Genomic DNA, 21958 nt, shown 5'->3' with positions numbered 1-21958 from the left:
CCTGCCCCTGCTCCCTCTCGTAGTCAAACCATTTACGGTAGTTTGGTAGAAACTTTTGGACCATATTTCCAATATTATACGAGTATGTGGATAAGATTATTTGTTGAAATGATTATTTCACATTTTATCTGCATCGGATGGGAGGTGTCAATGGTAATCAGTTTAAGTGCTTTATTGAAAATCGTCTTCCTTTTGTGAGTGAAAATGTCCTCAGAGAGTTGAATGTGCTAACAGGACAGTTTATTAATTGATTTATTTTTCTATTAGTTATACATTTTATATACAAGTAAACTACAAAACTTGTACAAAACAGAAAAGGAGTGGAAGAAATGAAAAAGATTTTCTCGATTTTGGCAACTGTCATGTTAATGTTATCACTGGCTGGAGGTGCGTTTGCGGCTGAGAATGATGCGATGGTGCGTATTGTCCATGCTTCTCCCGATGCTCCTGCAGTTGATGTGTATGTGGATGGAAATGCAGTGGTTGAAGGTGCAGAATTTAAAGCAGCAACAGATTATATGAATCTTCCTGCAGGGGATCATAAAGTTGAAATTTATGCAGCGGGAACAATGGGAAGTGAAGATCCTGTCATTTCTCAAGAATTAACGGTCGAAGCCGGAATGGCTTATACAGTAGCAGCTGCTAATACAGTGGAAAACCTTGAATTAGTAGTGGCACAAGATTCAATGGAAGTAACAGAAGGTATGACTAAGGTGCGCGTTGGCCATCTTTCCCCGGATGCACCTACTGTTGATGTTGGTCTTGTAGGTGGAGATGCGTTATTCAGTGGAGCTGAATTCAAAGCAATTACGGATTATCAGGAATTAGATGCAGGAACATATGACTTGGAAATCAGAACAGCAGAAGGAGATCAAGTATTGGATCTTTCAGGTACGATGCTTGAGGAAAACACAGTATACAGCGTGTTTGCAATCAATACAGCAGATCAATTGGAAGTACTTGTACTGAAAGATTATACGCTGATGCCTGGCAGCATGCCTGAAACAGGAATGGGTGGGGCGGCAGCTGAGCAATCATCTACTCTTCCTATAGTGCTGGCGGCAACGGTATTGGGTGGAGCGGCTCTACTATTTGTTACACGCAGAAAACTGCAAAAATAATGAAAAGACTACTATTGTCTATCCCTTTGATGGCTCTTCTGGCGGCTTGTGCTGCCGAAGAGCCTCAAAAAGTTACGGAAAGTGAGGTTCACTCAACCACCATTGAACAACCTGTTCAACCCGTTAAACCTGTTAATCATGCATCAAATGAGGAAACTAACAGTATTAAGCCATCCTCATTATCAATTCCTAAGCTGGATCTTGAAGCACCAATAAAAGAATTCGGTCTTGATAGGAAAGGAAATATGGAGCTTCCGGATAACGGAAAGGACGTTGCGTGGTTTGAACCGGGCTTTCAACCGGGGGAAAAAGGGAATGCCGTCCTTGCAGGACATGTAGATGATGAGAAAAAACCTGCTGTTTTTTTTGAATTAAATGAACTTGAGCCTGGGGATGAGATCCAATTACAAGATGAAGATGGAACAATCCTGACATTTGTAGTGAGGGAAAAAGTCGCTTATCAAAAAGATGACGCTCCTCTTAGAAGCATTTTTGGTCCCAGTGAAAAACGTATGCTTAATTTGATTACGTGCACAGGTTATTTTGACCGGGAAATCCATAATTACGTAGAACGATTGGTTGTCTATACAGAACTGGTCGAAGAGAATACAGGAACTTGAAGAGCTTATCTCCCATTACGTGGAAGATAAGCTTTTTCATTTCCATAAAAATCCTTTACACATCGCTGATTTCCTTTACTATTAATAGAGAGAGTTTTCTGAAAAACATTTTGGAGGTTAAGATGAAATTAAAAATTATTCATACCAATGATCTACACAGCCATTTTGAAGCGTTCTCGAGAGCAGCTTCCTTGATAAAGGCTCATAAAGACGAGAACACACTCATTCTTGATGGAGGGGACTTTGCTGATTTCAGAAGCGTCGAGCTTCAAGGAACGAGAGGAATGGCAGCTATCGAACTGTTGCAGTCTGTCGGCTATGATGCATTAACAATTGGAAACAACGAAATGTTCAATGGATTCGATACGCTTGAGCATATGGCAAGGAATACTCCCGTACCGTTTATTAGTAATAATCTTTATAGGAAAGATAAAACGTTGGCCAATGGGGTGAAACCAAGCGTCATTCTGGAAAAAAACGGTTTACGTATCTTGATTACAGGCTCGTCTCCGGACTTAGGAGGTTTCAATGACGGTTTGGGTGTGCATATCACCGATTATAAAAATGCAATCGTAGAGGAAATTGAGCGTAATCGTGGAAACTATGATGTTTGCATTCTTCTCAATCATGTAGGGACACTGGCAGATGATGAGCTGGCGAATGAACTTGATGGAGTAGATATCATCCTATCTGCTCATGACCACAAGCTTTATCCACAAGCAAAGGTAATAAACGGGATCGTGATGAATAGTGCTGGTTGTTATGGGGAATACGTTGGTATTGTGGAAGTGGATGTAAAAAAGGATGGTGTCAAATTACTTCAGAGTGGAACGATTGCTACCAGTTCTTCTCCTATCGATGAAGAGATCGTTGCCATTTTAAAAGAAAATAAAGAGAAAGCGATTGACGTATTAAGCAGGTCATTATATAAACTCGACCAGTCGCTCTGGCATGATGTGATGGAAGAGAACCCAATCACGAATTTAATCGCCGACGGGCTGCAGGACATGTTAAAATGCGATCTTGGCTTGATCAATAGTGGAATAGTGAACGCTGGTGCATTTGATTTTATCAGCAATAAAAAATTGATCGAAATCTGTCCATCTCCACTGAACCCTACGTCTTTTGACATTCAAGGAAAGCATATTCGTACGGCCATCCAGCAGTCTCTGGATGCTGGAGTTTGTTTAGCTGATGGAAGAGGTCCAGGATTCCGCGGGAAATACGTTGGAAGGCTCCATGTTTCAGGAGCAGAGATAACTCATGATGGTAAAAGAGTATCGGAAATCCTCATTGGGAATGTTCCGCTCGAAGATGAGAAGTGGTATTCCGTTGCATCCTCTGATTATTTGCAAAGAGGATCCGGCTATGAATCTCTCGCCCATAACCGGAATGAAAAATACCTGGCGGAAGAAATCCGCGATGTGATCCGGATGTATGCGGATCGGAAGGATTTTATCGAGAAAGCCCATGTGACCAGGTGGAAGGAAAGTAGTGACGTCATGGTTTAGAGTTCACACAGTGCCAGAGTGTCTGGGTGCTTTGAATGTGAATGTGGGAAAACTGCAGCGAAATAGCACATATGAATAGACCTTATTCTATGAAACCCACACCCGCTTCAAGTAAAATAGACTTACTACTTGTACGAAGGGGCCGTGTCATGAAAAAACGTATCGCATGGATCATGAGCAGTGTGTTGTTGTTATTGGTGGTAGGTCTAATTGTAGCCGGAAACTATTTTTATGATGTTGCAATCAATAGAAGTAATGAGGCAATAGAATTATATGGTGGAACGGAAGAAGCGGTTGAAGCCGTCAGCGCGTTGGAGGAAGAACAAAAAAGATTAGAAGAATTAAGGAACTGGACAAGTAAGCGGAACTTCGAATCGGTTGAGGTAGAAACAGAGGACGGCCTGACCCTTAGGGCTCAATACCTTGAAAATGAGTCACCGAATGGGAAATCCGTTATCCTCGCCCATGGGTATAAAGGGAACAGCGAGCAGATGCCTGAAATCACAAGATTCTATTACGAGGAAGGCTACAATATTCTCAAACCTGATGCGAGAGGGCATGGGGAAAGTGAAGGGGATTACATCGGGTATGGCTGGGACGATCGATTGGATTATAAAGAATGGATCAATCTCTTAATCAATGAAAAAGATGAAAAGTCCATTTTTTTGCACGGTTTTTCCATGGGGGCAGCAACCGTATTAATGACAAGTGGTGAGGACCTTCCCGAAGAGGTGAAGGGGATCATTGCCGACAGCGGATACACCTCTTTGGAAGAAGAACTGACTCATCAATTAAACTATCTTTACCGCTTGCCGGTATTTCCGATTATGGAAATAACGAGTGTGGTAACGAAGGTGCGAGCAGGCTATACGTTCAGTGAAGCCTCGGCACTCGACCAGGTGAAGAAAAATAGATTGCCATTATTCATCATTCATGGAGATCAAGACGAACTCGTTCCTACCGAAATGGCCAATCGTCTTTACGAAGCAACGAATAGCATGAAAGAATTATGGATAGTACCAGGGGCCGGTCACACAGAAGGTTTTACAATAGAAGAGGAGGAATACAAGAAACGAGTGAAGGGATTCATTGAAAAAGTGATGAACTCATAAAAGGGGGGCAAATCGATGAGAGAAAAGACATTATTGGAAGCGTATAAACAGACTGCTTATCAACTTCAGGGTCATGGGAAACGAAATCTGGATGTTCTTAAAGATGCTTTAGTAGATGTAGATGGTGATTTGGAAAGTGATATATACGGATCGGGTAGGATAATAGAAGACTTTCAAAAGAAGATAGTAAACTTCCTAGGGAAAGAAAGTGCCGTTTTTTTCCCGAGCGGAACGATGGCTCAGCAGATCGCTCTTCGTATCTGGTGTGATCAAAAAGAGTTGAACAGAGTGGCGTACCATCCTTTATGTCATTTAGAGATTCATGAAGAAGATGGGCTGAAGAAGTTACATGGAATTGAACCGATTCTATTGGCTGACAAGGAGCGTGTGATTGGACTGGAAGACGTGATTGGACTTGAAACGGACATTGCATGCTTACTGTTAGAGCTGCCTCAAAGGGAAATCGGTGGTCAACTACCAGACTACGAGATTCTTGAAGCTATCTCTGAATACTGCCGGGATAAAGGAATCAAGCTTCATTTAGACGGTGCCAGACTTTATGAAATTCTTCCTCATTATGGGAAAACAGCAGAGGAAGTCTGTGCCCTTTTCGATAGTGTCTATATTTCGTTCTATAAAGGGATCGGTGGAATTGCAGGTGCGATCCTGGCAGGAAGCGAGGAGTTTACGAAAGAATCAAAGGTATGGAAAAGACGCCATGGAGGAGATCTTATCAGCCTCTATCCATACATCCTGAGTGCAGACCATTATTTTGATCAACGAATCAAGAAAATGGAACAGTATTATGAAGGAGCAATAGAACTTGCCGGTCTTTTTAACGGCTGCCATTGTGTATCGACTCTTCCTGAAAAGCCTGTTTCCAATATGTTTCATGTCTTCTTTCACTATCCACAAAAAGAAGTAGAAACGATTTTAATAGATCTATATGACGAGACAGGTATTGGTTTAACGGGATATGTAAAAGAAGTGACTGAAAATGAATGTGCATATGAAGTAAGTATAGGGGATCAATACGAGAACGTTTCAAAACAAGAATTGACAAAGCTATTTGTGGTGTTGGATGAGAAACTGAAAAGATTGATGGAGAAATAAACGATTGTATTGCGGTACCGGATGATCCCGGTACCGCTTTTTTTGAGGGACGGACCTCTGCCAATACAGAATCCGTGCCAATATAGCATTCTTCTCTTTTTCGAGGTCCGTCCCTCACCGGAGAAAGAAATATCTTTTTTACTATTGAAATATTCAGATTATTAGGTATAATTCGTTACATTATACATTTTTTAGAAGGGGAGAGGGCATATGAGTGTGAAGGATAGTCGTTTGGTGGATGAACTGGGGGGAGTCGTAGATAGTCATCGGGTGACGGTGAATGAAACGATTTTAGAGCAGCATGGGAAGGATGAATCCTATCATAGGCCAAGCTCTCCGGATATAGTGGTGTTCCCTGAGAGTGCCGGGGAGGTGAGCGCGATTGTGAAGGTGGCAGCCGCTCATCACACACCCATTATCCCGTTTGGTCTGGGTACAAGCCTTGAAGGTCATGTGATTCCATATGATAAAGGAATCACCATTGATTTTTCCGGGATGAATAAAATACTCGAGGTGAGAGAGAAGGATTTTCTCGTAAAAGTTCAACCTGGTGTTACGCGTTCTCAGTTAAATAAAGAATTGAAGAAGTATGGTCTCTTTTTTTCAGTTGATCCCGGTGCTGATGCGACCCTTGGAGGCATGGCTGCTACGAATGCGAGTGGGACGACTTCTGTAAAGTATGGAGTTATGCGGGATCAAGTCCGGGATTTAGAAGTGGTGCTTCCGGATGGAGAAGTGATTCACACAGGAAACATGGCTCAGAAATCGTCGTCCGGCTATCACTTAAACAGTTTATTCGTAGGTTCAGAGGGCACGTTGGGATGTATTACGGAGTTGACCCTCCGCGTATATGGAATTCCTGAGCATATTGTGGCGGCACGTGCATCGTTTAATCATATAAATGATGCAGTGGAAGCGGTCGTGTCCATTTTACAAGCAGGCATTCCAATTGCGAGAGTGGAACTGGTGGATGAACCATCGATGATACAAGTGAATCGATTCAGTGAGACGGATTATAAAGAAAAACCTACTCTTTTTCTTGAGTTTCATGGTAATGAAGCAGGTCTCCAACAAGATGTGGAATTCACCAAAGAGATTATGTCTGATCATGACTGTGAAGAGATTGTGTTTGAAGAAGACACTGCAGGTAGGAATAGATTGTGGGAAGCGAGACATAATCTTGCCTATGCTTATGTACATGGAAATCCAGGAAGGAAGCTCATGGTGACAGACGTGTGTGTGCCCATTTCAGAATTGTCCGGTGCCGTGCAGCATGCACGAAAAAGGCTGGAAGAATTAGAGTTGATAGGGGGAATCCTCGGACATGTGGGAGATGGGAATTACCATACATCCCTCATGATCGATTTAAACGACCCTGAAGAGGTGAAGAGAGCGGAAATATATAACGAACAAATCGTGGAGTATGCCCTTGAACGTAATGGCACATGTACAGGTGAACATGGTGTAGGAGTCGGAAAGATGAAGTATCAACAGAGAGAACACGGTGGTGCTTTGCAGGTCATGGAAAAAATCAAGGCGGCCATAGATCCAAATGGAATCTTTAATCCTCACAAACTAGTACATAAAAAGAAGGAGGAGCAGAAATGAAACTACTTGAAACAATCAGCAATCTGGCAGGTAAATATTTCGCTGTTTGGGTCATCCTCGTAGCGGCGGTAGCCTATTTTGTTCCTGATCCTTTTCTGCCTTTGGGCGCGTACATAACGATTCTATTAGGTGTCGTGATGTTCGGAATGGGACTTACATTAAAGCCAGTCGACTTTCAGCTTGTTCTGAAGAAGCCGTTGCCGGTCATAACCGGAGTACTGGCGCAATTCATCATTATGCCATTGGGTGCCCTATTGATAGCATATATGCTGAATCTACCGAGTGAATTAGCGGCTGGATTGGTACTACTGGGGTCGGTTCCCGGGGGGACGGCATCCAATGTCATGGTGTATCTGGCAAAAGGAAATCTGGCATTATCCGTAGCCATGACATCACTGTCAACATTATTGGCACCGATTGCGACTCCACTGATTTTGTTAGCATTAGCGGGTCAATGGCTTCCTGTCGATCCAATCGCCATGTTTCTGTCCATCGTTCAAGTGATCATCGTTCCCATCACTCTTGGGTTAGTCATTCGAAAGCTATTCCCGAGCACAGTGGAAAAAAGTTTAAATGTCATTCCCTTAATATCAGTATTGGCAATCATTATCATCGTATCGGCCGTTGTTTCTGCAAATGTTGAAAATATCGCAACCTCTGGGGTGATCATTTTCACGGCTGTGATCCTGCATAATCTATTTGGACTTGGACTGGGGTATGGCACAGGAGTCCTTATGAAATTAGATGAAAGTAAGCGGAGAGCGATTTCGATTGAAGTCGGGATGCAAAACTCTGGACTTGGAGTGGCACTTGCAACTGCTCACTTTGGGCCACTTGCCGCACTCCCGAGTGTGATAGCAGCTGTGTGGCATAATATTTCAGGACCGATCCTTGCGACGATTTGGAGTAAGAAACCTGTGAAGGAAGGGAAAGAGGAGGAATTTGTAACAGGTGAAGTTAATCCCACAGTGAGGTAATGAAATGGAGAAAGGTACCGGAGAGTCCGGTACCTTTCTTTATATCGTTCTTATTTTTTCAACAACAAATACATGAAATAAGGAGCACCGATCAAAGCGATCATGATCCCTGCTGGGATGCCATCGGGTTCCAGGATATTACGGCCGACTGTGTCAGCGAGTAATAATAGCCATCCGCCAAGCAGTATGGCTATCGGGATGAACATTTGATTGCGTGGTCCCACCAATGCTTTGGCGATATGGGGAGCCATCAATCCGATAAAGGCGATTCCTCCTGTGACCGAAACAGCCGATGCTGCTAAGGCAACAGCGACCATCAGCATGATGAAACGTTCACGATTGATGGAAACTCCTACGCCTACAGAGACAGGTTCACTTAATCCCAGAAGATTCAACATCTGAGATTTATAGAGTGCAAATGGAATCAGAATCACGAGCCATGGTAGAAGCGCCAAGATGAACGGCCAGTCTGACCCCCAGATGTTCCCCGCCAGCCACATGGCAATGAAATCCACTTTTGCCCGTTCGGCACTTGAGATGAGAATGATCATGAGCCCCGATAGTGCCATGGAGAATCCGACCCCTACTAAGACTAACCTGACAGGCTGAATCCCATTACGCTTACTATACGAAAACATATAGATGAGGCAGGCTGTAAGAAGAGCTCCTGCGAAAGCAACAATCGGCAGCAGATAGGCAAATGAACCGGCATCTATCGGGAAAAATAAGAAGAAGATGGCAATGGAAACCCCTGCCCCCGAATTGATTCCGATTATACCTGGATCCGCTAAGTCATTACGTGTGATACTTTGTAAAATGCAACCGGAAAGTGCAAGTGCCATGCCGGCCAAAATCGTAATGATGATTCTGGGCAAACGAATGGAAAATAGGATGAATTCTTCTTTAAATGACCCTTCACCGAAAATAGTAGGCAGTAGACGATCATATGAAACAGAAGAATAGCCAAGTCCAATACTAATAAATGTTGTTGCTGCGATAAGGATTAGTAGTCCAATAAGAAGTAATCGTTGTTTTTTGATCAAATCCGGATGTATCATCAGAAGCCTTTCCCTCCTTTATGCACGATAAATAGGAAGAAAGGTAAGCCCATCATCGCGACGATCGCTGCCACAGGTGTTTCGTATGGGGCGTTGATTGTTCGGCCGAGCGTATCTGCGAGCAGCATGAATGTTGCTCCAAACAGGGTGGAGATGGGGATGATCAAGCGGTAATCTGTCCCAACCACAGCCCGGACCATATGGGGGATCATCAAGCCGATGAATACCATATTTCCGACAAGGGCAACGGCAGCGCCTGCAAGTAGAACGATCACGATAAAGAGAATGGTTTTCACAAAAGCCGTACGTTGACCCAATCCGACGGCAACTTCCTCATTTAAACTTAGGATGGTTAGTTGTCTGGATAAAAAGATTGAAACCACGATACCGAATAGAATAAATGGAACAATCACTTGAAGCTGATTCCACGTTGTCCCGATCATACCACCGGCCGTCCACATTGACACATCTTTGGAAAGCTTAAAATAGAGACCGATCCCTTCAGAAATGGCAAATAAAAAGGCGGAAACGGCAGCACCGGCCAATACAATTCTAAAGGGAGAAAAGCCGCCACGTTTCATTGAGCTGATGCCAAATACCAACAATGCCCCTACAGCAGAGCCGATGAAGCAAGCAATCATAATGCCGTAGTAGCTGATGGAAGGGGAAAAGGCAAGAGCAACGGCTAATGCTGCGTTCGCTCCCGCTGTCAATCCAAGTAACCCCGGGTCTGCAAGGGGATTTCGCGTCATCCCCTGCATGATGGCTCCCGATACGGCTAAGGAAGCTCCAACAACAATGGCGGCAACTTCTCTAGGGAAGCGGATTTCCCGCAAGATGGTTACCTTATCTCCGTCACCAGCAGGAGTCAATGCAAGCCATACGTCCTTCACGGTTGTCTCTGCAGCCCCATACACCACAGATATAAGAAAAGCAGCAACAAATAAGAAGGTGGCCCCGATTAATTTATAAAAAAATGGAATTCGCTGATTTTGAGTTTTCATAATCAATCATCTTTTCTTTATTGGAGTAGAAAGAAAGGGAATTCTTGTGATAAGAATCCCCTTTACGAATTAGTTGCCTAGAAATTTCTCTTTGAAGAAATCCAACTGGTAATCAAGTGTCAATGGATCATTAAAGTAGAATTCCATCATGTTCACTTCATATACTTGGTTGTTCTTTACTGCAGGAATGTTTTTGTATGTTTCTGTATCCATAAATGAGTTATCTGCTTTCGGATCTTTGCTTATAATCAGATAATCTCCGGCATACTCAGGCATAACCTCTGTTGAAAGAGCGAAATATCCAGGTTCCAACGCTTGTTCTTTTACTTTTTCAGGCATCTTCAGGTCCATTTCCTGATAAAGGATCTCGGTACCGCGACCCCAGTTGTTTCCATAAACGTATAATTGCTTATTGAAGCTTTCAATAACGGAAACGGTTGTATCTTCTCCAATTTTCGCTTTGATGTCTTCTCCTGCAGTCTGGGCACGCTTCTTGAAGTCATCCACCCATTCTGTCGCTTCTTTTTCTTTATTTAGTAGTTTACCAATTTCGATGTGCTGTGTTAAATAGTCTACTTTTCCATAAGTGTATGTAACAGTAGGGGCAATTTCATTTAACTTATCTACATTTTTAATATTGGATAGACCGACGATCAAATCGGGATCAAGCTCAATGATTTTCTCTAAGCTTTCGTCAGTTACTTCTTCCACATCTTTTAATTCCTTATCCCAACGAGGATTCATTTTTGACCATGAGTCCACACCTACAACATTCACATCCAATGCCATGACGTTACCGGCAAAAGAGGATAGTACGACTACGCGCTGTGGATCTGCCGGTACTTCAACAGGTCCATTTTCAGATTGATAGGTGATGGTATCAGAAGAGTTGTTTTCCTTTTCTTTTGAATCTGAACCTTCTTCTTTCGTAGAGCTGTTTCCGCATGCACTAACGAGCAGCACTAACAGCAGAGTAAACGGGATGAGCCATTTCTTCATGTTGATCTTCTCCTTTTAGTAAATTATATGTGTAACACATTGGCTTGTTTGTTCGAGGATCTCTTCCAATCTCAGCATCGATTTGGAATACTTTTTTCAGGACTTCATGTGTGATGACTTCCTCACAATTTCCGGCTTTCACGATTTCTCCTTCTTTTAGAGCAACGATGTAGTCGGCAAAACGTGCAGCTTGATTTAGATCATGGAGGACCATCACAATGGTGCGTTCCTGTTCTCTATTCAGCTTTTGTAAAAGCTCTAAAACTTCCAGCTGGTGTGCCATATCTAAATATGTAGTCGGTTCATCGAGGAAGATGATATCAGTTTCCTGGGCGAGGGCCATGGCAATCCAGACGCGTTGTCGCTGACCTCCTGATAAGGCATCGACTTCCCTGTACTTAAATTCCAGGGTCCCTGTCACTTCGAGAGCCCAGTTGATGACGTCATAATCTTTCTTCGATAGACGGCCCATTCCTTTTTGATGAGGAAAACGGCCATATGAAACCAATTCGCCAACTGTCAGTCCACTGGCACTCTCAGGGGTTTGCGGAAGAATCGCCATCTTCTTCGCTAATTCCTTTGTGTTTCCTTTAGAAATGTTTTCACCATCTAACAGGACGTTGCCGGAGTGATGGGGGATGATGCGGGTAATCGCTTTCAGTAAAGTCGATTTTCCACAACCATTTGAACCAATGATCGTTGTGATTTTTTTATCAGGGATGTCCACGCTTAGGTTTTTCACGATGAGGCGTTCACCGTAGCCAATGTTTAATTCGTTTGTATAGAGGCGAACCATTTTAAGACCTCCGTTTATAGATTAGTAAAGTGATAATGATTCTCAATCTCGAACAATCTTAATACTATAATCCTTTTTTACTAATGTCAATAGAAATTTGTATTGTCAAAGCATTAAAAAAGATGTAGGATGTAATTGAGAATGATAATCAATTATATCTTGGTTACTCAAGGAGTGGACGGAAATGGATAATCACGAACTATTTGATGTGACAGTCATTGGGGGAGGTCCAGCGGGACTTTACTCAGCTTTCTATAGTGGACTTAGAGAAATGAAAACAAAGATCATCGAGTTTCAACCAACATTGGGTGGAAAGATACATGTGTACCCTGAGAAAATGATTTGGGATGTAGGGGGACTCACTCCGATTCCCGGGGCGAAATTAATTGAGCAGCTTGTTCAACAAGGATTGACTTTCAATCCGTCTGTCGTCTTAAACGAAAAAGTTGAATCCATTAAACTCAATGAAGAAGGTATCTTTATATTAGAAGGTTCATCCGGGGAAAAGCACTACTCAAAAACGGTCATCATCGCAGTGGGAAGCGGAATCATCAATCCTCAGAAGCTTGATATCGAAGGGGCAGAACGATTTGAAGTTTCTAATTTAAACTACACAGTCAAGTCTTTAAAAAGGTTTAAAGGTAAGACGGTCATCATTTCAGGTGGAGGGAACTCAGCCATCGATTGGGCAAATGAATTAGAACCCGTAGCGAAGAAAGTGTATATTGCCTATCGGAAGGAAGCATTGAATGGACACGAAGCTCAATGTGCCCAGCTCATGAATAGCTCGGCCTCCTGCCTGCTCAACACATCGATTACCAAGCTGATTGCAGCCGCCGATCACGAAACCATTGAAAAGGTGCAACTGACCAATCATCAGTCTGGAGAGGTTTCCTATTTACCCATTGACGAAGTAATCATTAATCATGGGTATGAAATAGATACTTCCCTGCTAAAAAATAGTTCATTGAATATCGACATGATCGATCAGTATTACATAGCTGGTACGACTACCAGTGAATCATCGATAGAAGGTATTTACGCAGCGGGTGACATATTGAAACACGATGGAAAGGTGAACTTGATTGCAGGAGCATTCCAGGACGCGGCCAACGCAGTCAATAAGGCGAAGCAATTCATTCAACCAGAAGCTAATAAATTCGCCATGGTTTCCTCCCATAACGAAGTATTCAAGAAGAGAAATAAAGAACTGGTCAGGCAGATGATGAAATAATGAATAAAGCTCTCTCCAAATGCGGAGAGAGCTTTATTTATACAAATAGATTTTAATGTGCTCTTGTTTATCGATTGTGGCAAGTAATACATCGTGCACGGTGACATTGTAAGTGGTCTTTAGCTGATCATGCAGCCAGTGTTCATCCCTATCCAGCTTCAGTAAGAGAGAATGATTGATTTTCCGATCTTCAATAACGGGCTTGGGGAGATCGAACCCTTTAGGAGACAGGGCCAGATCTTTTTGAGTCACAGCCTGGTATTGTGGTTTAAGAAATATGGAGATTTCTCCACCGGTTTCCCACAGGGCCATCGCCACATTATCAACTTCTTCGGTCTGCTGTTTTCTTAGTTCAGATAAAAGGCTGTCTAAGGGTATTCGTGCTTTCTTGAGATTTTGATATAGGATTTCCCCGTTATCGATCAATGGTATAGGGGAAGGGTCGAGTATTTTTCGTATGAAAGTTGAATGCAGACTGAGGTATACACCAATCAGATAGAGTGCCACTAATGTGCCCATGGTGAGCATAGAGCCTTTCAATCCCAGCCCTTCGTCAGACAATGGGTGAGCCATGATGTTTCCTATTAGGAGGGCCATAACAAAATCAAGGAATCTTAACTGTGAAATCGATCGTTGTCCCATAAATTTAGCTATGATAATAAGAAAGACGAAGCCGAAAATTGCACGTAATATCCATTCCAGGCTAGTCAACGATTCCTGACTCATAAAGAAATCCAAACGAACACGTCCTCCCTTCGATCAACTGCCAATTAGTATCTCCAAAAGATTCCTCCACAAAACAAAAAGATGCCTACAAATGTAAGCATCTTTTGGAATTAAGCATTATATTGTTCAACGTTTTTATTGTGGTGTGAAACAGATTTCTTATTTACTAAGTATCCGATGAGTAAAACCCCAACCGTCAGACCGATTGTGATCAAATACGTAACAGGACCATGATGGATATTAAGTAAATGTAAGAATTTCTCGTCTCTGACAATCATTTCACCTGCTGTAAATGCCAGAATTCCTGCACCTAGATAGGCAATCCATCGATATTTTTCAAGTACTCTGACAATCGCCTTTGATCCGAAAATCATAATCGGAATCGAGATGAATACGCCCAGGGCGATCATACCGATATGCCCATGTGCTGCACCCGCAACGGCCACCACATTATCTAGGCTCATGACGGCATCTGCGATAATGATAGTCGTGATCGCTTGTCTAAGTCCGGTGTGAGATTTAATATTGGCTTCTTCTTCACCTTCAACCAGTACTTTATAGGCGATCCATAAAAGAAGGACCCCGCCGATCAGATGAACATAAGGAATTTTTAGTAAGTAAACAATAATGGCGGCAAAGAAAATGCGCAGGATGACAGCTCCTGCTGTTCCCCAGAAAATCGCTCTGTTTTGATGTTCTTTCGGTAACCCTCTCGTTGCCATAGCGATGACAATCGCGTTATCCCCGGATAGTATGATATCGATTGCAATGATTTTTAATAGTGCAATGATGGCTCCAGATGATATGGCAAGTCCAAGTGGAAATAAGAAATCCATATTCAGTTCCTCCTTGATTCTACTAATCTATGAACGAAACACCAACTAATCTATAGTATCACAATTGATGGAATTTTGAACTGCTATTATTTCTAAGATAAATATTTCCAATTTGTACTTGTACTATTTAATCAATGAAGGATAGGTACTTATAAAGAAAAGCTCCATCCCTTTTTTACTAAGAGATGGAGCTTTGTCATTATTTAAGATTGCGGGTAGGGAGGTGGATACGGATAAGGGTACGGATATGGGTAAGGGTAAGGGTAAGCTGGAACCGGTACAGGGTAAGGACCCGGTGAAGCAGCAGCCCCCACAGCTAAACCCGTCACCGTTCCCGCCGCAAATCCAGGATAGTAGCCACCTCCGTGATAACCCCAGTTGCCTCCGTGATTCCAATGTCCTCCCTGGTTCCAACTTGTTCCGTGTCCCCATGTGGCGTGTCCGTGTCCATTGCCCCAGCTCGCATGGCCTCCACCACCGTGTATGGGTCTGTACATACTGAATCGTTGATCAAACATCGCTCTCACCTTTCTCACAATAAGGAAGTTGCTTTATCATATGTTGATTGTTTAAAAGGGTTTAATAAGTTTTAGCTGGCAAATACAACAAGAGTCAATTCCATGAACTTTATAAACAATATACCCACAAAGTTCCTTTTGCCGTTTATTTACGATTTATTTTATTAAGTTTCTGAATTTTCTATAATGAAAGCGTTATCAATAATGTTTACAGGGGGAATAGGTTGATGAAAAAGAAAACAGGTATCATGGCTATCATTTTATCCAGTTTACTAGTTGTCATCACGGCATGCGGAGGATCGAATTCTGCAAGTAATTCTGAAAGTGATGGGGAATGGACTCCGTCTAAACCAATTGAAGTCGTTGCTCCAGCTGGTGCCGGCGGAGGTTGGGATACGACGGCCAGAACCGTTTCAAAGGTAATGGAAGAACAGAAAATCATTGAAGAGCGTATGGCTGTAGTCAATAAACCGGGTGGCGGGGGCTCTGTCGGCTGGTCATATATTAATAGTAAAAAAGGGGATAACCACACGATGTTCGTCACGTCTCCACCGATGTTCTTTGTTCCCCTTAATGGACAGTCGACATTGTCTCATAAAGACTTCACACCTATAGCAGGGGTGATTGCTGACTATGCAGCCTTTGTTGTGGACGCCGATTCACCTTATGATACGATGAATGATCTTGTCGATGCATTAAAAAAGGATCCTACATCAGTATCCATTGTAGGGGTATCTTCACCGGGAAGCATGGACCACATGCAGTTTGTGAAAGCGGTTAAGGCAGCAGGGGTAGATGTTAAAAAACTGAAATATGTATCCGCTCAAGACGGATCCGGTATGAGCATGCTCCTCGGAGGAAAAGTGGATGTGTACTCCACGGGACTTGCGGAAGCCTCTGAACAAGCACGTGCAGGCAAGGTGAAGGTTCTGGCGATTACAGCTCCCGAACGTTTGGAAGGAGATGCGGTTTCAGAGTTCCCGACGTTAAAAGAACAGGGGATTGATGATGAATTCGTGGTGTGGCGTGGATTCTTAGGACCAAAGGATATGGATCCCGAAGCCGTTGCTTATTATGAGAAAGCGTTTAAAGACATGATCGAAACGGATCAGTGGAAGGAAATGCGGGACAAGTTTGGCTGGACGGACAACTACATGTCTTCAGAAGAGTTCAGTTCCTTCCTGGATGAAGAGTACAAAGAAATTGAAACATTAATGGAGGAAATCGGCTTGAAAAAATAATGGGATCTGGAGCAGAAACATCTGCTCCTTCCTTTTCATGATTAGGAGTGAATCACATGAGAACAAAGCCAGATCGGATCATCTCAATACTTTTACTAGTTTTTGCCGGGGGCTATTTAACTCTCAGCTTTCGGCTTCCTGCATTTCCATACGCCATTATCGATAGTGACGTCCTTCCGAAAGGGCTTGGATTCCTGCTCATTATTTTAGCCGTTGTGTTGTTCTTCCAGGCGAAAGATGATACGGAAGAAGATAAGAAAAGACGTTATGTGAAAAAGGAAGATGTCATCATTCTGTTATCGGTATTAGGAGCATTGATCGTATATATTTTTTTATTGGAACCGATCGGATTTTTAGTATCTACTATTTTATTTTTGTTGGTCATCCCGTTTGTTTTGGGATTCAAAAAGAAACTTACAACGGTATTGGTAGCCTTTCTATTCTCAGGCATCATGTATTATTCATTTAACTATTTACTCAACATTACATTACCACAGGGGATTCTACCATTTTAGGAGGTGACGGGCATGATTGAAAGTATATTATATGGATTTCAAGTAGCATTCACCCCGGAAAACTTATTTTTCGCATTTATTGGGGTGTTGGCTGGTACGATTATCGGGATGCTGCCTGGATTGGGTCCGATCAGCGCCATTGCGATCATGATCCCCCTGAGTTATGGGATGTCTCCGGCTTCCGCCTTGATCCTGATGGCGGGGGTTTATTATGGTGCCGTGTTTGGCGGCTCGACTTCTTCGATTCTATTAAATGCCCCTGGTATTTCAGGGACAGTGGCAACAGCTTTTGACGGATATCCCATGGCAAAGCAGGGGAAGGCAGGCAAAGCACTCGCCATAGCGGCCATATCGTCTTTTGCAGGTGGAACGATAAGTGTGGTGGCACTTATGTTAGTCGCTCCTTATATGGCTAAGCTTGCCATTACGTTTGGGCCAACTGAGTATTTCGCTCTAATGCTTCTGGGACTGACAGCGATTTCGAGTTTATCTGAAGGGTCCACCAATAAAGCACTGATCTCGGCGACGATTGGATTGATCATCGCAACTGTCGGGATTGATCAGCAAACAGGTACACAACGCTTCACATTCGGGAACCCGGGTTTATTAGAAGGGATCGACTTTCTGATTATTGCTTTAGGATTATTTGCACTATCCGAGGTTTGTCAGTTAATTATCTCAAGAAATGAAAATACGTTGAAAGGGAAGAAGGCTGTAGGCAGCTTAAAGCTTGAGAAGAAGGAATTAAAGGAGATGGCAGGACCGATTGGCCGTCATTCCGTCCTTGGCTTTATTTTAGGAGTCCTGCCTGGAGCCGGGGCAACGATTGCCTCATTCCTTTCTTATATTTCGGAGAAACGTTTATCCAAAGATCCATCTTCTTTTGGGAAAGGGAATATCAAGGGGTTAGCCGCGCCAGAAACGTCTAATAATGCTGCGACAAGCGGGGCATTCGTTCCCTTGTTAACATTAGGGATACCAGGGTCTGGAACCACTGCTGTATTACTTGGTGCCTTACTGGTTGTAGGGGTGCAGCCGGGGCCTTTGATGCTTCAGGATCACCCGGACGTTTTCTGGGGAGTCATCGCAAGTATGTATATCGGAAATCTTTTTCTTTTGATACTTAACTTACCGCTCATCCCGGTACTGGCAAAAATCTTATATATTCCGAAGCAGCTGTTGATCGCATTGATCATTGTGTTCTGTTTAATAGGGGTATACGCAGTCAGCTTCAACACGTTCCATCTATACTTGCTTGTTGGATTTGGCGTGTTAGGCTATTTGTTGAAAATGTTCAAATTCCCTGCGCCTCCATTTATTCTGGCGTTTATATTGGGGGGGATGATGGAGCAATCCTTCAGACAGGCGATGACGATCTCGAACGGATCTTACAGTGTGTTTTTTCAAAGTAATATCACCATCGGATTACTGACCGTTTCAATCCTTTCACTTATTCTCCCTACTATTTTAGGGTTTACGAGAAGGGGGAAGGCCACGGAAAGTCAGGATCTGAAGAAAGAAGCATAATCATTAGAAAAGCAGTGAAGCCCACAGAGCCTCACTGCTTTTCTATTATTTTTGAAAGAAATATTTTCTCTGAGGTCTCCCGACACCTCCATATGTAAGCTCCACTATAATCTTCTTTTGTGAAACAAGATACTCCAGATAGCGCCTGGCCGTTGTACGGGTCACGCCGACTTCCCCTGCCATTTCCTCAGCCGTATAGCCTTGACCGAGATCAGTGGTTCCAATCCTTTTGAGTATGGAATCCAATGTAATCGTATCGATCCCTTTCGGGGGTTGTTGGACGGTTTGAATGTTACTCGTGCTTTTCTTTCTATTAAACAGGTTGTCCACTTCATGTTGATTTTCGACTTGAGAATCATTCATTCTCTCTTTATAGTGTTGATACTTTAGTAGAGTATCCTGAAATCGGTTAAAGATTATGGGTTTCAGGATATAATCGAATGCCCCGCCACGGATGGCATTTGAAATATGTTCGGTTTCCTTTGCTGCTGTGACCAGGATGACATCTGTACTTCGATAATGCTTTCTGATCTCCCAGAGAAATTCACTGCCGGTTCCATCAGGAAAGTAAACATCAAGTAAGATCAAATCAGGATTTACAACAGGTAAGACTTTCGTGGCTTCTGCGATGGTAGTGGCGATCCCGCCCACCTGAAATCTTTCCATTTGAGCAATGTACTGACTGTTGATCTCAGCTGTTTGAATATCATCTTCTATAATGAATACGTTCCACTTACGCAATACTTTCCCTCCCTAATGTTGCTTTGGAATACTAATCGTAAACAAAGTGCCCCCAAGTTCACTATTTTCCACTGTCATGTAGCCGTTCAGATGCTCCACACTTCGTTGCACCAGGTGAAGACCGATGCCCCTGTCTTTGCCGGCTTTTGTAGAATAGCCCCTTTCAAATATTGAGTCTATATCCTGGATTCCTGCACCGCCGTCTTCTATTTCGAAAATAAAATCATCACCTAAATCAGTCATAAACAATTGAACCCGCCTGTTATGGAATGGCTGGGACAAGACCTCTTCAAAGGCATTGTCAAGAACGTTCCCAATGATGGTAATCAATTTTTCCTGCTGTACATCTATAAGTGGTGTTGTAATGGAGCTATCAGGATGAATCGAGAACGAGACCTTCAATTCTTGAGACCGATTATACTTTCCAATGATCAAGCCTGCCAGGACAGGATCAGGAACCGCTTTCAATAGAAATTGAATTAAGTCTTCATACCCAGAGGATTCCTCCTGTATGAGGGCTAATGCCTCTTCATGATGGTGAAGTTGAATGAGACCTGCAATCGTATTCAGTTTGTTTCTGTATTCATGTGTCTGTGAGCGCAATATGCCTGCATATTCTTGAACCTGAGAAAGTTCTTTAGTGAGCTGGTCGATTTCATCTTTTCTCCTGAAACTGGCTACCACTCCGACGATTTTTTCCTCTTCCAAGATAGGGAGCCTGTTGACGATGAGATCATGATGATTTAATGAAATCTCATCATCGAGCTGGCTTTCTCGCGTTTCCAGGACATCCATCATTTTCGTATCGGGAATGACTTCCAGAATATGTCTCCCCCTATTGGAGGATTGGTAATCAAGAGCCAGGATACTGTGGGCTTTAGCATTTATTTCCGTAATCGATCCATGTTGATCGATTGCAATGATTCCCTCCCGGACCGATTCGATGATGGCCCGCTTTTCCTTGAACTGCATGGCAATTTCAGCAGGCTCCAAACCGAAGATCGCCTTTTTGATTCCTTTCCCAATGAAAAATGAACCTATGATTCCAATTAACAGAATAACGGTTACGAGTATCAGTACCTTTGTACGATAGGGAATGACAATATCACGGATACTGTCTTCAAGAAACCCGACTGACACTACCCCAATAATTTCGTTTTGGGGGTTTCTTATGGGAACCTTTCCTCTAACAGATGGTCCTAATGATCCCCTTGCATGAGAAACATAAGATTCACCCCTCATCAAGGCTCTTTCATTGTCTCCACCGACCATCTTTTTCCCGAGTCGTTCAGGCATGGGATGAGAGTAGCGGACAGAGTCTCTATTACCGACAACGATAAAGGTGGCCCCTGTTTCTTTTCGAATATCTTCTACCAGGGGCTGGATGATGTCTTCCGGTTGATTTGCATGAAAGGCCTCGATGACAGCCGGCATCTTGGATACAGATTGTGCCACTGCCAGTGCTTGTTTCCCTTTCAAGTCCGTTAATGTATCGGACAACATACGTAAAAAAATGATGGATAAGGATAAAATCAATAATGAAAGAAGTGCTAATACAATAACGATAATCTTGGATTGAAGTGAGAACTTTTTCATTGCAGGTTCCTTCTTTTCGGAAAATTCTATTATTACTAGAATAAAAGAGTTGAAGGGTTTGTACAAGGGGAGATGAGAATCTACTACAGTTGAGTTTTAAACATACAACACGTGGTATATGAAACATAGTACGTGAAAGAGGAGGATTCAAACGTTTTGGCGAGCATCGTTACAATCGGAGCCATCATTTACATCCTGGTCAACTTAATCTATTTCTTTAAGGATAAGCATTTCAAATACAGTTATTTTAGTACCACGCTTTTTTATAAGCTGTTTTTCGTACTTCTCAGCATCATGATCGCATTTGCTGTACTCTATTATGCCCTGTCGTTTGAAAATCCGATGCTGCGTGTCAGTTCACCCAGTGGTAAGCCGGTTGAGCATACGTTTCTCAATTATCTCTATTATAGCGGGGTGACGATCCTGTCTGTCGGGTACGGAGATTATATCCCGACAGGACATATCCGATTCTTTGCCCTGCTTGAGGCAGCCATAGGATTGTTGCTTCCGACAGCCTATTTCATGAAGGTTTTGGAGTCGAAGGGAAAAGAGGATAGCGAGGATGAATAGAAAAGAGGATTTGACTATGGTGTGAGTTTGCAGTACATGGTCAGGTTCTTTTTTTGTTTCTTGCCACCTTCTATCGTCATGAATAGAATAGAGAGGAATGAAGGGTTAAAAAGGAGTGGCCGTAATAGAGAAAATTAAGAAACTAATCTATCTTTTATTGGGATTCTTATTTATGGGATTAGGAATTGTCGGCATCGTGCTGCCACTCATACCAACGACACCATTACTATTGTTAGCATCCTTTTTCTTTGTGAGGGGATCCCAACGATTTGAGGTTTGGTTTAAAGGGACCAGTTTATATAAGAAACATTTGGAAGGTTTTATTCGTCATCGATCCATGACATTGCGTCAGAAGGTAACGCTGCTTGTTTTTTCTGACATCATGATTCTCATACCGTTGATTTTATCGGATAGTCTGGTGGTAAAGGTCGTCCTGAGTTTGATCATTGTGTATAAGTATTATTATTTTATTTTTAGGATAAGGACTGTAGAAGTTCGGGGGGATTGATGGTGATGGATCTCGTAGACTAGTTAG

Annotated in this window: 22 protein-coding genes and 1 riboswitch; of the genes, 13 read left to right on the top strand and 9 right to left on the bottom strand. The window is 42.8% G+C overall.

All coding sequences use genetic code 11. The features are described from left to right. A riboswitch (purine riboswitch) is annotated at window positions 1–102 on the bottom strand. Window positions 103–329: 227 nt separating this feature from the next. From ACXAF2_RS13695 to ACXAF2_RS13665, 7 genes are all read left to right on the top strand, one after another. Then, complete coding sequence (locus ACXAF2_RS13695) at window positions 330–1121, top strand: DUF4397 domain-containing protein (protein ID WP_475139411.1); 792 nt, start codon at window positions 330–332, stop codon at window positions 1119–1121. Continuing rightward, entirely contained in the window at window positions 1121–1741 is a 621-nt protein-coding gene (locus tag ACXAF2_RS13690) for a class F sortase (protein WP_475139409.1), read from the top strand. Before ACXAF2_RS13695 ends, ACXAF2_RS13690 begins: the two co-directional genes overlap by 1 nt. Before the next feature lie 122 nt (window positions 1742–1863). Beyond that, the gene (locus tag ACXAF2_RS13685; RefSeq protein WP_475139408.1) at window positions 1864–3252 is read left to right on the top strand and encodes a bifunctional metallophosphatase/5'-nucleotidase; all 1389 of its coding nucleotides are present in this window, start codon (window positions 1864–1866) and stop codon (window positions 3250–3252) included. Between the two features lie 149 nt (window positions 3253–3401). Further along, window positions 3402–4364 (top strand): alpha/beta hydrolase, encoded by a 963-nt coding sequence (locus ACXAF2_RS13680; RefSeq protein ID WP_475139406.1) that lies wholly within the window; start codon window positions 3402–3404, stop codon window positions 4362–4364. Window positions 4365–4379: 15 nt separating this feature from the next. Continuing rightward, window positions 4380–5477 (top strand): threonine aldolase family protein, encoded by a 1098-nt coding sequence (locus ACXAF2_RS13675; protein ID WP_475139405.1) that lies wholly within the window; start codon window positions 4380–4382, stop codon window positions 5475–5477. 210 nt (window positions 5478–5687) lie between these two features. Next, entirely contained in the window at window positions 5688–7085 is a 1398-nt protein-coding gene (locus ACXAF2_RS13670; protein ID WP_475139403.1) for an FAD-binding oxidoreductase, read from the top strand. Next, entirely contained in the window at window positions 7082–8062 is a 981-nt protein-coding gene (locus ACXAF2_RS13665; protein WP_475139402.1) for a bile acid:sodium symporter family protein, read from the top strand. Before ACXAF2_RS13670 ends, ACXAF2_RS13665 begins: the two co-directional genes overlap by 4 nt. Before the next feature lie 50 nt (window positions 8063–8112). Here ACXAF2_RS13665 and ACXAF2_RS13660 read toward each other — a convergent pair whose 3' ends face one another. The 4 genes from ACXAF2_RS13660 to ACXAF2_RS13645 form a co-directional block, all read right to left on the bottom strand. Beyond that, complete coding sequence (locus tag ACXAF2_RS13660; protein ID WP_475139400.1) at window positions 8113–9120, bottom strand: FecCD family ABC transporter permease; 1008 nt, start codon at window positions 9118–9120, stop codon at window positions 8113–8115. Continuing rightward, window positions 9120–10124 carry a FecCD family ABC transporter permease gene (locus ACXAF2_RS13655; protein WP_475139399.1) on the bottom strand — a complete coding sequence of 335 codons (1005 nt, stop codon included), beginning with the start codon at window positions 10122–10124 and terminating at the stop codon, window positions 9120–9122. Before ACXAF2_RS13655 ends, ACXAF2_RS13660 begins: the two co-directional genes overlap by 1 nt. A gap of 69 nt (window positions 10125–10193) precedes the next feature. Beyond that, a complete protein-coding gene (locus ACXAF2_RS13650) occupies window positions 10194–11123 on the bottom strand; it encodes an iron-hydroxamate ABC transporter substrate-binding protein (protein ID WP_475139397.1) in 930 nt (309 codons plus the stop codon). Continuing rightward, window positions 11074–11919: an ABC transporter ATP-binding protein gene (locus ACXAF2_RS13645; RefSeq protein WP_428975820.1), complete on the bottom strand. Its 846-nt coding sequence runs from the start codon at window positions 11917–11919 to the stop codon at window positions 11074–11076. The genes ACXAF2_RS13650 and ACXAF2_RS13645 overlap by 50 nt, the downstream gene beginning before the upstream one ends. Before the next feature lie 184 nt (window positions 11920–12103). Between ACXAF2_RS13645 and ACXAF2_RS13640 the strand changes: the two genes are divergently transcribed. Beyond that, window positions 12104–13153, top strand: coding sequence for an NAD(P)/FAD-dependent oxidoreductase (locus tag ACXAF2_RS13640; protein ID WP_475139395.1), 1050 nt, complete (start codon window positions 12104–12106; stop codon window positions 13151–13153). Between the two features lie 33 nt (window positions 13154–13186). Here ACXAF2_RS13640 and ACXAF2_RS13635 read toward each other — a convergent pair whose 3' ends face one another. From ACXAF2_RS13635 to ACXAF2_RS13625, 3 genes are all read right to left on the bottom strand, one after another. Next, on the bottom strand, window positions 13187–13891 hold the full coding sequence (locus ACXAF2_RS13635; RefSeq protein ID WP_475139394.1) for a DUF421 domain-containing protein: 705 nt from the start codon (window positions 13889–13891) through the stop codon (window positions 13187–13189). 98 nt (window positions 13892–13989) lie between these two features. Next, the gene (locus tag ACXAF2_RS13630; protein ID WP_475139392.1) at window positions 13990–14715 is read right to left on the bottom strand and encodes a TerC family protein; all 726 of its coding nucleotides are present in this window, start codon (window positions 14713–14715) and stop codon (window positions 13990–13992) included. Window positions 14716–14918: 203 nt separating this feature from the next. Next, window positions 14919–15233, bottom strand: a complete 315-nt coding sequence (locus ACXAF2_RS13625) for a hypothetical protein (RefSeq protein WP_475139391.1) — start codon at window positions 15231–15233, stop codon at window positions 14919–14921. A gap of 227 nt (window positions 15234–15460) precedes the next feature. On the opposite strand from ACXAF2_RS13625, the gene ACXAF2_RS13620 reads away from it, so the two are divergent. Genes ACXAF2_RS13620 through ACXAF2_RS13610 form a run of 3 tightly spaced genes read left to right on the top strand, consistent with a single transcriptional unit; the run spans window position 15461 to window position 18516 of the window. Further along, the gene (locus tag ACXAF2_RS13620) at window positions 15461–16474 is read left to right on the top strand and encodes a tripartite tricarboxylate transporter substrate binding protein (protein ID WP_475139389.1); all 1014 of its coding nucleotides are present in this window, start codon (window positions 15461–15463) and stop codon (window positions 16472–16474) included. A gap of 56 nt (window positions 16475–16530) precedes the next feature. Continuing rightward, entirely contained in the window at window positions 16531–16989 is a 459-nt protein-coding gene (locus tag ACXAF2_RS13615) for a tripartite tricarboxylate transporter TctB family protein (protein WP_475139388.1), read from the top strand. A 12-nt stretch (window positions 16990–17001) separates the two neighbouring features. Continuing rightward, on the top strand, window positions 17002–18516 hold the full coding sequence (locus ACXAF2_RS13610) for a tripartite tricarboxylate transporter permease (RefSeq protein ID WP_475139386.1): 1515 nt from the start codon (window positions 17002–17004) through the stop codon (window positions 18514–18516). A gap of 45 nt (window positions 18517–18561) precedes the next feature. On the opposite strand, the gene ACXAF2_RS13605 is transcribed toward ACXAF2_RS13610, so the two are convergent. Together ACXAF2_RS13605 and ACXAF2_RS13600 are read right to left on the bottom strand one after the other, a co-directional pair. Then, window positions 18562–19257 (bottom strand): response regulator, encoded by a 696-nt coding sequence (locus tag ACXAF2_RS13605; protein WP_475139385.1) that lies wholly within the window; start codon window positions 19255–19257, stop codon window positions 18562–18564. Between the two features lie 12 nt (window positions 19258–19269). After that, window positions 19270–20853 (bottom strand): ATP-binding protein, encoded by a 1584-nt coding sequence (locus ACXAF2_RS13600; RefSeq protein ID WP_475139383.1) that lies wholly within the window; start codon window positions 20851–20853, stop codon window positions 19270–19272. A 156-nt stretch (window positions 20854–21009) separates the two neighbouring features. Here ACXAF2_RS13600 and ACXAF2_RS13595 point away from each other — a divergent pair, with 156 nt between their 5' ends. Together ACXAF2_RS13595 and ACXAF2_RS13590 are read left to right on the top strand one after the other, a co-directional pair. Beyond that, a complete protein-coding gene (locus ACXAF2_RS13595; RefSeq protein ID WP_475139382.1) occupies window positions 21010–21423 on the top strand; it encodes an ion channel in 414 nt (137 codons plus the stop codon). Window positions 21424–21538: 115 nt separating this feature from the next. Beyond that, window positions 21539–21931: a DUF454 family protein gene (locus ACXAF2_RS13590; protein ID WP_475139380.1), complete on the top strand. Its 393-nt coding sequence runs from the start codon at window positions 21539–21541 to the stop codon at window positions 21929–21931. Window positions 21932–21958: the final 27 nt, after the last annotated feature.

The sequence above is a fragment of the Rossellomorea sp. ABR4_004 genome (genome assembly GCF_056159585.1).
This window is presented reverse-complemented; position numbering and strand designations above follow the sequence as displayed.